The organism is Kitasatospora sp. NPDC004272 (assembly GCF_053603035.1).
The window spans coordinates 15,859-27,630 of sequence record NZ_JBSGET010000035.1; the positions used below are offsets into that span (position 1 = coordinate 15,859).

The 11,772-nt window shown below is 69.9% G+C and carries 12 protein-coding genes and 2 pseudogenes; 8 read left to right on the forward strand and 6 right to left on the reverse strand.

The features are described from left to right. Positions 1 to 14 precede the first annotated feature (14 nt). The 5 genes and pseudogenes from ACWEO5_RS13680 to ACWEO5_RS13700 form a co-directional block, all read right to left on the reverse strand. Positions 15 to 365, reverse strand: coding sequence for a MarR family winged helix-turn-helix transcriptional regulator (locus ACWEO5_RS13680; protein ID WP_452162581.1), 351 nt, complete (start codon positions 363 to 365; stop codon positions 15 to 17). Positions 366 to 379: 14 nt separating this feature from the next. Next, positions 380 to 634 (reverse strand): annotated as a pseudogene (locus ACWEO5_RS13685) (chloride channel protein); the annotation flags it as partial. A 246-nt stretch (positions 635 to 880) separates the two neighbouring features. Next, positions 881 to 1,765, reverse strand: coding sequence for a hypothetical protein (locus ACWEO5_RS13690; protein WP_452162582.1), 885 nt, complete (start codon positions 1,763 to 1,765; stop codon positions 881 to 883). A 42-nt stretch (positions 1,766 to 1,807) separates the two neighbouring features. Beyond that, positions 1,808 to 2,320, reverse strand: coding sequence for a SigE family RNA polymerase sigma factor (locus tag ACWEO5_RS13695; RefSeq protein ID WP_452162583.1), 513 nt, complete (start codon positions 2,318 to 2,320; stop codon positions 1,808 to 1,810). A 320-nt stretch (positions 2,321 to 2,640) separates the two neighbouring features. Then, positions 2,641 to 3,081 (reverse strand): annotated as a pseudogene (locus tag ACWEO5_RS13700) (flavodoxin family protein); the annotation flags it as partial. A gap of 1,118 nt (positions 3,082 to 4,199) precedes the next feature. Between ACWEO5_RS13700 and ACWEO5_RS13705 the strand changes: the two are divergent. The 4 genes from ACWEO5_RS13705 (at position 4,200) to ACWEO5_RS13720 (ending at position 8,362) form a co-directional block, all read left to right on the forward strand. Further along, positions 4,200 to 4,517: a helix-turn-helix domain-containing protein gene (locus tag ACWEO5_RS13705; protein ID WP_452162584.1), complete on the forward strand. Its 318-nt coding sequence runs from the start codon at positions 4,200 to 4,202 to the stop codon at positions 4,515 to 4,517. Then, entirely contained in the window at positions 4,504 to 5,022 is a 519-nt protein-coding gene (locus ACWEO5_RS13710; protein ID WP_452162585.1) for an ImmA/IrrE family metallo-endopeptidase, read from the forward strand. The genes ACWEO5_RS13705 and ACWEO5_RS13710 overlap by 14 nt, the downstream gene beginning before the upstream one ends. Positions 5,023 to 5,594: 572 nt before the next feature. Then, the gene (locus ACWEO5_RS13715) at positions 5,595 to 6,593 is read left to right on the forward strand and encodes an SMODS domain-containing nucleotidyltransferase (RefSeq protein ID WP_452162586.1); all 999 of its coding nucleotides are present in this window, start codon (positions 5,595 to 5,597) and stop codon (positions 6,591 to 6,593) included. Then, positions 6,590 to 8,362 (forward strand): ThiF family adenylyltransferase, encoded by a 1,773-nt coding sequence (locus tag ACWEO5_RS13720; protein WP_452162587.1) that lies wholly within the window; start codon positions 6,590 to 6,592, stop codon positions 8,360 to 8,362. Before ACWEO5_RS13715 ends, ACWEO5_RS13720 begins: the two co-directional genes overlap by 4 nt. Positions 8,363 to 8,381: 19 nt before the next feature. On the opposite strand, the gene ACWEO5_RS13725 is transcribed toward ACWEO5_RS13720, so the two are convergent. Next, positions 8,382 to 9,482: an SAVED domain-containing protein gene (locus tag ACWEO5_RS13725; protein WP_452162588.1), complete on the reverse strand. Its 1,101-nt coding sequence runs from the start codon at positions 9,480 to 9,482 to the stop codon at positions 8,382 to 8,384. A gap of 284 nt (positions 9,483 to 9,766) precedes the next feature. Here ACWEO5_RS13725 and ACWEO5_RS13730 point away from each other — a divergent pair, with 284 nt between their 5' ends. The 4 genes from ACWEO5_RS13730 to ACWEO5_RS13745 are packed head-to-tail and all read left to right on the forward strand — an operon-like array spanning position 9,767 to position 11,604. Then, on the forward strand, positions 9,767 to 10,060 hold the full coding sequence (locus ACWEO5_RS13730) for a transposase (RefSeq protein WP_452162589.1): 294 nt from the start codon (positions 9,767 to 9,769) through the stop codon (positions 10,058 to 10,060). Further along, entirely contained in the window at positions 10,057 to 10,323 is a 267-nt protein-coding gene (locus ACWEO5_RS13735; protein ID WP_452162590.1) for a hypothetical protein, read from the forward strand. The genes ACWEO5_RS13730 and ACWEO5_RS13735 overlap by 4 nt, the downstream gene beginning before the upstream one ends. After that, entirely contained in the window at positions 10,323 to 10,826 is a 504-nt protein-coding gene (locus ACWEO5_RS13740) for an IS3 family transposase (RefSeq protein WP_452162591.1), read from the forward strand. The genes ACWEO5_RS13735 and ACWEO5_RS13740 overlap by 1 nt, the downstream gene beginning before the upstream one ends. Before the next feature lie 28 nt (positions 10,827 to 10,854). After that, on the forward strand, positions 10,855 to 11,604 hold the full coding sequence (locus tag ACWEO5_RS13745) for a hypothetical protein (protein ID WP_452162592.1): 750 nt from the start codon (positions 10,855 to 10,857) through the stop codon (positions 11,602 to 11,604). The last annotated feature ends 168 nt before the right edge of the window (positions 11,605 to 11,772 follow it).

Below are 11,772 nucleotides of genomic sequence, written 5' to 3' on the forward strand. Positions count from 1 at the left end.
CGGAGGACCGCTGCCTACCAGCCGAGCAGTTCGGGCTGCTTGTTGGGGGCGGTCGGTTCGGCTCCGGCCTCGGCGAAGGCGCGCAGGGCCTGGACGAGTCCGGTGCGCCGGCGGGCGGGCATGGCCTGGACGGTGCGGCGGATCTCCTCGCGGCGGCGTTCGGTGGCTCCCACGACGGTGCGGGCGCCCTGTTCGGTGAGGGCGGCGCGGACCTCGCGCCGGTCCTCGGAGCGGGTGTCGCGCACGACCATGCCGGCGGCGGCGAGGCGCTCCAGCATGCGCATCGCGGTGGACGGGTTGACGGCGAGGTGCTCGGCCAGGCGCGAGAGGCTCATCGGGCCCCTGGAGTGGAGCAGGACGAGCATGCGGGCGCGTCTCGTCGGCCCGGGTCAGCCGCCCCGCCGTGGAGCCGCCCCGCCGTGGAGCCGAGGCCCGAGCCGATCCGTACGATCGGACCCTCCCGGCCCACCGAGCCGCCGCCGATGCACAGCGCCGAGGCCAGCGCCTTGACCGCCGCCGCCTGCGGCGCGATCCGCCCGCCCCGCCGGGCGACTGCGTGCACCACCTCCGGCACGCCGTGCCCGGCCCCCGACGGAATCGAGGAGACCGTGCCCAGCCGGGTCAGAACACCCAGGCCGCCCGCCGGCGTGCGCCGCTGGGCCCTGCGCCGGCCGATCCTGCTGTTCCGCCTGCACCTGGACCGCCTGCTCGGCGAGCGGATCGCCCTGCGCCACCCGCGCACCGCCCGCCGCCCGATGCGGATGTGCGGCCTGGAGCCCGCGTCACCGGAGGCAGCTCGCAGACGGCCTCCGGTGGGGCCCCGGCCGAGGCGGAGCACCTCCCGACCGGGCACCTGACGGGTCGGTGGATCGACGCGCGGTCAGTTCAGGGTGGCGGCCAGGGTCGCGCCGGCTTCGGCGGTGGCGGCGGGGACTTCGGTCCGCCAGGCGGGGTCGCGGACGACGGCCTGCCAGGCAGCCGTGGTGAGCGGAGGGGCGGGGCGGTCGGCCAGGCCGGACGGGTGCTCCGGCGACGGGGCCGGACCGTTGCCCACGACGAGGTCGACGGACGTCCCGTCGGCCCGCTCCAGGCGGACCTTCCTGAAGTAGTAACCCCCCTCGGGGCCTACCCCGGTGACGGCGCTGAACATGGTCCCCGAGGCATCGGTGGTGCTGGTGCAGCCGGTCGGTTCGGCTCCCCCGGGGCGGGTGCCGTGGTCGGTCAGGTCCACCTGATCGCAGTTCCACGACGTGCCCTTCGGATCGGGAGGGCTCATCACGACGTAGATGTGGGCGGCGCCCCGGCCGTCGTCGTACTCCACCGTGAAGTCGGTCGCGGCAGCCCGGGTCCACTCGAACGGGCCCGGCCGGAACTTGCTGAGCTTCCCGCCGGGGGGCAGCAGGTCGGCCAGGACCTTGAGCATCGCCTCGGCGGTGACCGGCACTGTCACCGGCGCCGTCACCGGACTGGGCGCCACGACGGTCGTGGTGGTGGTGGTGGCGGCGGTGGACGGCGTGCCGGCCGTGCTGGCGGCGGGCGGCGTGCCGATGACCGCCGGGCCGGCGACCGGACGGGGCATCACCACCGCGCCCGCGGTGGCCAGGGCGACCACCACCGCGGTGGCACCGGCGATCCGCAGGCGCCGACGGCGGCGGCGAATCCTGTGCCCCTGTGCTTCCGCCTCGGCGACGATGGCGCCGACCGGCGAGGCGAGGCCGTCGACGCTCTCGCCGAGCAGGCGGCTCAGATCGTGCTCAAGGTCCATGGCCTGGTTCCTCGTTGTCGACTCGGGGGGATGGTCGGTCGGTCAGCGGTGGAAGAGGGACTCGCGGTCCTCGCCCAGGATCTCCCGCAGCTTGGCCAGCGAACGGAAGTTGAGGCTCTTCACGGCACCGGGGGAGATGCCGAGCATGTCGGCCACGGCCTCGATGCTGTGGTCCTCCAGGTAGCGCAGCACCACCACCGCCCGGCTGCGGGGCGGAAGTTGCTTCAGGGCGGCGACCATGACCAGTCGCAGCTCGCCGCCGTCATTCGGCGTGGACGCCTGCTCCGGCAGGTCGGTGGTGACGATCTCGGACGACTTCCGCAGCCGCTTCTGCGAGAGGTAGTTGCGCAGCAGCACCTTCCGGGCGTAGGCGTCGATCGTGGGCCCGTCGTCACCGCCACGCCGCAGTCGGCTCCAGACCGAGAACATCTTCGCCAGCGTGGTCTGCACCAGGTCCTGGGCCTGGTGCCAGTCCCCGCACATCAGGTAGGCGACCTGGAAGAGCCGGTGGGCACGGCTGCTCGCGAACTGCTCGAATTCGAGCCCCTGCTCCATGCCGTCGCCCCCCGTGCCCCGTGCCGTACCGATGTCGCCAGTACCACGCGTCGGCGGCCCGCCGGGTTACGCGCGCGAAGCAACTTTTTGATCACAGCGCACCGGCACCCGCGGGCACGGTCATCCCGGCCACCGGGTTCTCCGCGGCCGGCCCCGCCGCCGCCGCCGGCCCGGAACCCGCTGCCGTGGCTGGCCGGCCCGGCCACGGCGGACCGCCGACTACCTCCGTCAGCGGCTCGACGAGAAGGCCCTGTGCCTCAAGCACCCCGTACCCGGTACCCGGTCGGCGTCGGCCGGGCTCCCGCCCGCGCTGCCTCGCGTCAGCGGTGCTCGGGGTTCTCGAAGTCGAAGCGGCAGCCGGCGTCCCACTCGGAGCGCTGGTTGCCGTGCGCCGGGATGCCGCCCGCGTCCTTCAGCAGCCGGGCCAGGTGCAGCTGGTTCCAGGTCATGAAGGTGACGTTCCGGTTGGTGAAGTCGTTCTCGGGCCCGCCCGACCCCTCGTCCAGGTACGACGGCCCCGGCCCGGCCGGACCGACCCAGCCCGCGTCCGCCTGCGGCGGGACGACGTACCCCAGGTGCTGGAGGCTGTACAGCACGTTCATCGCGCAGTGCTTGGCGCCGTCCTCGTTCCCGGTGATCAGACAGCCGCCGACCCGGCCGTAGTAGGCGTACTGGCCGTGCTCGTTGAGGACGGACGAGCAGGAGTACAGCCGCTCGATCACCCGCTTCATCACGGAGGAGTTGTCACCGAGCCAGACCGGCGGAACACTCTGGCACCCTAGCTGACCTGCGGCGAAGACGGCCAGACCTTCGCGGCCTTCCAGGGGCGCACGGGATACGAAAACTCCGCACACAACAGCGGCACCGCCTGAACGGTGCCGCCGTACAGGAAGGCGGATACCCCGGATACCGCAGCATTCTCCACGTGCACCATTCATCGAACGCATTGGTGGGCCCGCCTGTCACACGTGTCGGGACCACAGAATTTGAACCTGTACCGCCCTTGACCCCCAACGTCCGAACTGGGGTCCGGCTGATGCTCGCTCATCCGAATTTCGCAGGTCAGGGCCTGTCACATCCAGCCTCCATGACGCCCGATACTGCCTCGTGACACCCAGTCCGTGAGAAGCGCGTGAGAGGCAGCCCCACCAAGGCGCTGGATGCAGAGCCCTAGCAGTTCCTCAGAAGACGGCCGGCCAACGGCCACCGGCCGATCGAAGAAGTCGCCCCATCGAACCCTATGCCCATGCTCCCGGGTACGCCCTCTACCCATCCGTCAGGCCCTGCGATCTTCCTCCCAGTGTGTTGCCTGGCGCGTGTCGCCGCCGACCGGCCACACCGTGCTCCGCGCCCTGCGCCGTAAGCCCTGTCGGCACGCCGAACGAGCCAGCGAACCTTGGTGCCAGGAGCACCAAGTGCGAGGAGGTGTGAGTTCTCCTCGGTTCTGGGCCCGCCAGCTGCGGCCCGTCGCTCCAGCGCCTCTACTTCGCACCAGAACACGCAGTCCACATCCTTGCCGGGCAGGCCGAGCGACTCATCGCCGAGGGACCGGAACCGGCGCACAGCGGTGGCGCACAACTCGGTGAACGGTTGAGTGATGGGAACGCAGAGCGGGTGGATCCCGTCGTCGGCAGGAGAGTTCATGTCGGGCAGGTTGGAGGACTGGGCCGGTCAGCGGCGACATGAGCCGCATCTGTGAAGGACGGTCTACTGCCCTGTCGGCGGGGTCGCAGCCCCCGCCCGTCTGGTTCTGGGTACCAGGGGCGCCTGTGTCCTGCGTGTCCAATCAGGGCTGGCCCGGTTGGACGCCCAGGGGGTGCCTGGTTCGGGCGGGGTCGGGGAAGTAGGTTGTCAGGCAGGCTGGCGCGTTGGGGGCGTTGTGGAGGAGAGCGAGTTCAATGAGGCGGTGGCTCGGCGGATCCGCCAGGCGCGAGTGCGTGCCGGGGTGACGCAGGAGTATGTGGGCAGGCGTGTGGGGCTGTCTCGCGGCTCGATCACGAACATCGAGTCTGGGACGCAGTCGCCGCCGTTGTACCGGTTGGCGCTGATCGCTTCGGCGCTGAACGTGGAGCCCGCTGATCTGCTGCCGTCGATTCAGCCCGACGAGGTGTCCGGCCTGCCGGCACGGCATGCGGCCGATGTCGCCGCCGTGTGGGCCCAGGCGGCGAAACTGAAGGACGGTCATGGCGAAGGCTGACCTCGCGGCGCGTGAACTGCTCGAAGAGTTCCAGGTCCGCACCCCGCCGGTCGATCCCGTCGCACTGGCCGAGCGTCTGGGCATCCTTGTGGTGCCGCAGAAACTGGACGACGACGTTTCGGGCATGCTCCTGCGCAAGGACGGCAGCTGTGTCATCGGCGTCAACCGGTCCCACAGTGCTGAGCGGCGCCGTTTCACGGTGGCGCACGAGCTCGGGCACCTGCGGCTGCACGAAGGGCGTCCGCTGATCCTGGACACGGACACGCGGGTGAACTACCGCAACACGGTGTCGAGCATGGCCACCGACCGCGAAGAGATCGACGCGAACCGCTTCGCTGCCGCGCTGCTCGCTCCGGAGGCCATGGTCCGGCAAGCGGTTCGGTCCGTGGGCTTCCGGACTGCGGAGGAACTAGTGCGCGTTCTGTCCGGCCGTTTCCAGTTGAGCGAGATCGCCATGACCTACCGCCTGATGAACCTGGGCATCGTGTCCGGGCCAGCGCGGTAGAGGAGCTTCTGCCCCCGTGGCGCTCGGGTAGGAGTGTGGCCGCACCGAGTGCCGTCAACAGCTGTCGTGCAGTCAGAAACCTTGCTGCACAACGATGTCAGGGAAACTGACTTTCGTAGAAGGTATTGTGCCAGCCTGCTCGACCGTGTAACAGTGGTACGGCAGGGAGTGAACCGCTCTCCTGCGATCGAGGTGGTTCCTGCGCCGTGTGAGACCGGCTGCCGCCTCGTAGGGCTGTACCGAGTGCACGCGCCCGGCCGTGAGCCGGGCACCGCTGGCCGGACAGCACCTCCCGACAACGCACCCTGTACAGCTTCACGCGCCGTTGCCGCCGATGCTCGCCCCCAAATCTGCAGGAGCACGCCTGCATACGGCTGAATCGACGGCGGGGCGTGAACTGCCTCGTCCGGCAGGCCACGTGTCCGCTCGTGCCGCCAATCGGTGCCTTGTTGCCCTGTCCTGGCCGTGTTCGCTGCCGTTCCTGGACGCGGCAGGCCGACATGCGCTCTTCCGAACGGCCGCTTCCGCTGTGCCCGCTCCATCCGCCACTGACTCCTGAGAGGAACAGACCCGTGCAACACGTCAGCAGCTTCCGCACCTTCCTGCGGGAGACCGTCAACCTGAGCAAGGCCAAGCTCGACATCCTCGACAGCCGAGTCGAGTCCGTCTACCAGGCACTTCAGGAGGGCGCCGAACTCGGCCCCCTGATCCTCGGCAAGGAGCCCCAGGGATCGTGGGCGCACCGCACCATCATCAACCCCGTCGGCGACAAGGAGTTCGACGCCGACTTCATGCTCCACCTCACCGAGGTGCCGGAGTGGGCCGACAGCCCGAAGACCTACATCGACAAGGTCTACGGTGCTCTCCACCGGCACAGCGTGTACGGGAAGATGTTTCACACCCGCAAGTGCCGCTGCGTGCAGTTGAAGTACGCCAACTTCATGCACGTCGACATCGTCCCTCACCTGTTCCTCGCGGACGGCCGGGAGGTGATCGTCAACCGCGACGGCAACTGCTGGGAGGAGACCAACCCCGAAGGCTTCACCGCCTGGATGCGGGAGAAGGACAACATCGCCGAAGGCAACCTCCGCAAGGTCGTCCGGCTGATGAAGTTCCTGCGGGACCACAAGGGCTCATTCACCGGAACCCGGTCCATCATCCTCACCACCCTGCTCGGCGAACGCGTCAGCCAGGCCACGGCCCTGGCCAACCCCGGCTGCTACGGCAACGTGCCCACCGCGCTGCTGACCATCGTCGAGGACCTCGACCTCTGGCTGCAGGCCCGCCCCGGCAAGCCCCCCATCGCCGACCCCTCCGGTTCCGGGGCCACCTTCGACCACCGCTGGGACCAGGCCACCTACAACTACTTCCGCGCCCGCATCCACACCCACGCCCAGGAGATCCGCGCCGCCTACGACGAGCAGGACCCGGACAGGAGCGTCAGGTTGTGGCGGAACCTGTTCGGAGACTCCTTCCCCTCCCTGCCGGGCACCTCCTCGTCGTCGACGGCTTCGAAGTTCGCCGCCGCGACGCTGCTCACCACGGCCGCGCGCCCCGGGCGCGCGGGATGACCAAGCGCAGGCACCGCCCGGGGAGCCCCAACGACTGGCAGCGCCGACAGTTGGCCGAACTCAAGACGCTCGCGGACGAGCACCCCGGGGAGGTGCGGATGCCCGGCAGGCCCCGCACCACCCCCGGCGGCCGCGTGGCTGTCGCGGTCCACCTCCGCACCGCGGACATTGCGCACTCACCGGGCGGCCTGCGGCTGGCCGACACCGAGGAGTTCCTGCTCGTCCTTCCGCCCGCGCCCCTGGCCCCGCCCGAAGTGCTCACCCTGGACTACCGCTTCGCCGGCGCCCCTCATGTCCTGCAGGGAAACCGCCTGTGCCTCTACCTCGACCCGGCCCGCGAATGGGACCCCTGGGCGGGCATCACGTCCGTCGTGAACCGCCTGTGGCAGTGGCTCACCGACGCGGCGGCAGGGAAGTTCGACGCCGACACCGCGCTCTACCACGCCGTCGGCGGCGTCCTCCACAGCACGCCCGGCACCCCCACCGTCGTCGTGCGCGAGCCGGTGGCACCCGGCCGCGCCGCCGTCGGCTGGCTCACCCCTCGCACCATCCACCGCCTCGACCTGACCAGCCGCCCCCAGGACGACGGCAGCCACCGGACCCCTGTCCTCACGCTGGACAACTTCCTGCCCCTGGGAGCGGGCGATACCCTGGCGGACCTGCTGGCCTCCCTCGACCACGCCCCCGCCGCAACGCCCCGCCCGGCAACGGAGCCCGGCCCCGTTGCCCGAGCCCTGCTGACAGCGCTGGCCGCCAGTGCCCTGCGTAACCCCGAAGGCACCGCGCAGCACTTCGTCCTGGCAGTCCCGCACCCCGCGACGCCCCGCTCGCCCCTGTTCCTCCTCGCCGGGCGCCTGCCGTCCGGCCCGAGCGACCTGCTGCGCCGACTCGCCGACCGCGTGACGCCACGCCACCTGGACAACCTTCCTGTCGAGTTGAGCGGCGCCGCCATCGAATGGTGCTACCTCTCCGACGAACGCCCGGCGGTCACCACCCGACGCGACGCACACCGTCCCGTCCGCGCCTTCGAAGGACTTCACGTCCACGTCTGGGGATGCGGCGGCATCGGCTCGTGGGCAGCCGAGCTGATGGTCCGCGCCGGAGTCTCCCGCCTCACCCTCAGTGACTCCGCGCCGGTCACCGGCGGCCTCCTCGTGCGGCAGAACTACGCCGAGGAACACATCGGTATGCCGAAGGCCCGCGCCCTGGCCCAGCGCCTGGCCGACATCCGGGACGACGTCGCCATCGAGGTGGCCCCGCAGCCCCCCTCGCCCGAACTCCTGGAGGCGGCGGACCACGCCGACCTCGTCCTCGACGCCACCGTCAGCGTCAGCGTCGGCCGCTTCCTGGACCAACTCGCACAGCGCCCGCAACGCAGAGCCGTACTGGCCCAGTTCGCCGTGGACACCCGCAGCGCATCCCTCGGAATCCTCACCCTCGTCGCCCCCGACACCACCAGCGGCCCCAGCGTGGTCGACCAGACCGTCGGCCGACGTGTCCTGGCCGCACCGGACCTCGAGCCCTACCACGGCCTGTGGACCGAACCGGCGCCCGGGGACGAGCTCCGGCCGGTCCGCGGCTGCTCCGTACCCACCTTCCACGGCTCCGCCGCGGACCTCATGGCGACGACCGCCGCTCTGGTCAACCTCCTGGGCGTACAGATGCGCCACCCGGTCTCCGGAACCCACCTGTGCGCCCAGCCCCACACCGGAGTCGACCCCGCGCACCGGTTCATCGCCCACGAGGAGTCGGCACGGCAGGGACGGTGAACCGGAGCGCCGTGCCGCATCAGCCGGTGGCCGGGCCGACCTCCAGCGTGGACACGTACTGCCCCGCGAGCCTTTCGTAGATGACCAGTTGGGGGTGCACCTGAGGATGGTGCGTACGTCCCAGCATCACCGCCGCGGACATCGGGACGGCCGGCAGGACGTGCAGGCGCCGCAGAGTCTTCGCCTCGATCTCCAAGCCCGCCAGAAACCGTCTGATGGTGTGCTCCAGCGACTGCAGGGAAGCCTGCTGCCGCAGGATGTCCGGGTGCGTCGGTGCGTTGACCGGGCTGATCTCGTAGCGGCGCAGAGCGGCGAGGCCGCTCGGAATCTCACGCCTGGCGATCGTCCCGGAGACGTTCATGATCACCGCGGCCTCTTCCCCGGCCGGCACGTCCTGGTCCACGCGCACCGTGAACTCCGTTGCCGGGCCGTCCTCCACCGGCCAGATCCACGACTGCTCGTGGCGGTGGCGCTGGTACACATCCGTTGGCACGGTGTCGTCCAGCAGGGAACCCAGGTGGACGAGCAGGGGCAGGCGTGCGAACCCAAAGACGCTGACGTGCTGCACGCTGCCGCGGTCGATGCCTGCCCGCAGCTGATTCTTGATCACCTCGTCGATGGCCCTGGTCGCGTACCGGTAGTAGCTGCGGCTCTCGGCAGCGGCGGACCGCGCGTCCTGCGACGGGGTGCAGTACTCGCCGGGCAGGTGCCGCAGGTCGACCTCGACCCCATGGCGGGAGTAGGACTCGAGGAACAGCGGGAAGCGGGAGCGCGCGGTCACGGCGTCCACGGCGGCGCTCCGTGACAGCTCCACGGCCTGGCCGTGCACCGATCCCACCACTCGCACCACCGTGGTCGCGCGATGCGGGCCCAGCCCCGTCACATGCCGGATGCGGTCTTCGTGCTCCAGCTTCAACCGGCGCAGCCGCTCGACGGTGAAGACGTCCAGGGCGCCCTGCGCGTCGATCTCGGCGTGCTCGTCGGCGCACAGCAGCATCAGGTTGTCCGCACTGTCGCGAAGATCGGGATTCAGCGGATGCCCGCCCCGTGGCGACCGCGCATCAGTGCTCTGCCCAACGATGTGCGCCAGCTCGCCCAGGTTCAGAGTGCGCCATGACAAGGATCCTTCCAGTAGGTAGGTGTTGCACAGCGCGCACCGCCCCCCGCTGCGAACCCATACCTCCAACCGGTCCCGGGTAGGAAGAGTCTTCCTCCGGTGTGCCGGGCGACCCCCGCTCAACTTCGCCGCCTTCGCCGTCCCCTGTGCCTGCCAGGTACGACCATAGGCGATAACTACTTTCCTAATCGTAAGGAATTGACATTCCGCGCACCGCAGTTTGAGCATTGCCCCGGGATGTGGACACCTTGACACTTGGATCTTGTAGATCCAGGGGGGAAGTCCAGGTGGGACGTCCGTCGAAGTACTCGGACGAGTTCCGTCGTGATGCCGTGGCGCTGTACCGGGCCTCGGAGGGCCGGCGCACGTTCGTGGCCGTCTCGAAGGAGATCGGGGTCAACCACGAGACCCTGCGGAACTGGGTGAGGGCCGCCGATGCCGAGCCAGCGTCGACCGGGCAGGCACTGAGCGCTGACGAACGGGCCGAGCTCGCCCGTTTGGGCAAGGCCGAGCGAGAGTGGCAGGTGGAGAAGGAGATCCTGCGTCGGGCAGCGGCCTATTTCGCACGGGAGATGAAGTGAGGGACCGCCGCTGGGACTTCATCTCCGCCCACGCCGCCGAGTTCGGCGTCCAGCGGTTGTGCGAGGTCCTGGGCGTCGCCCGTTGCGGGTACTACGCATGGCAGGCCGGGGTTCGGGCCCGTGCCGATCGGGCGGCAGCCGAGGCCGCGCTCGTGGGCGAGATCCGCGAAGTCCACCGGGAGACCCGGGGCGCCTACGGGGTGCCGAGGGTGCACGCGGAACTGTGGGCCGCGCGGTCAACCGCAAGCGGACAGGCCGCCTGATGCGCGAGCACGGCATCGTGGGCCTTCACCTGCGAAAACGCTGCCGCACCACCGTCCAGGACAGGAGCGCGCCACCCCTGCCGGACCTGATCGGTCGGAACTTCACCGCAGACAGGCCCGATGTCCGCTGGGTCAGCGACATCGCGTATCTGCCGGTCGGCGGTTCGTGGATGTATCTCGCGACCGTGATCGACCTGCACTGGCGCCGCCTGGTGGGCTGGTCGCTGGCCGACCACATGCGCACCGAGCTGGTGGCCGACGCACTGGAGGCAGCGGCGGCCGCCCGCGGCGACCGAGTCGAAGGCGTGATCTTTCACCCGGACAGGGGCCCGCAATACGGCTCGGCCGAGTTCGCGAGGCTCTGCCGACGCTGCGGCGTCCGGCGGAGCGTGGGGAAGGTCGGCTCCAGCCACGGCAACGCCGCCGCGGAGAGCTTCTTCACCTCGCTGAAGCGGGAGTTGATGCACGGCGCGCTGGAGCAGTCGTTCTCAGGTGAGGCTTGAGGTGTTCCGGTGGCTCTAGCCTTGGTGCATGAGATCTTGGGACGAATCCGGCGGGACCGTTAGCAGCACCTTCGATGAGTGGGACACCGCAAACAAGGAGATCCGCGCCTTCCTTGAGCTCTCCACGAGGTGGTCCAAGCTCGGTGACGACGAGGCATGGCAGGCCAGCGGTAGGGACGTGGACGCTTACGAGCACAGCGTGCATCTGCTCTACCGGCCCGAATACCTCGGGATCCTGCATACCTCGGTACTCAAGGACGGCGTGACCGCCTTCGAGGTCTACATGGAGAAGGCGGTGGAAGAGGTGCTGCATCGCCGACGCAAGGAACTCACCCCTCTGCGCGTCAAGCGGCAGGAAAAGCACGAGTCACCACTGTGGTGGAGGGTGGTTCAGCTCCACGCTGACCTTGGCAACAAGGTGGAGCCGGAATCGGTGACAGAGATCCGGAAGCTCCGACACCTGCTGACCCATCAGCGCGGGCAACTGCGAACGGTGAAGCAACTGGAGGCCCACCGCGACGCAGTTGCCGAAGCCGCCATGGAGGACTGGCAGCGGCCCGAGCTGGGTGACCCGGTCCACCTGAGCCGGGAGAAGGTGCTCGCCGCGCTCGGAACACTGGAGGAGACGGTCCGCAACGCGGACCGCCGCATCTGGGAATACGGCTGGGGCGAGTGCAAGCTGCCACTCAACTTCAACGCAACCAATCCGAATCTGCAGGCCATCCCTGAGGCCGAAGTCGACGCATGGGCAGGTACCGTCTACGGCCGGTACAACTGAGAACACCCGGCCGAACGCAGGCCCGGCCCCGTTGTTGTCCGAGGCCGGGCACAAGGTGCCCTCGTCCTGCCGGGAGGACGACGTCTGCGCCGGTCAGCTCGGCCAAGAACGCAGGCTTGCCCATAGCCGCTCGCACCCGGCCCGGCGAGGCGTCCGGCGGCCGGGTCC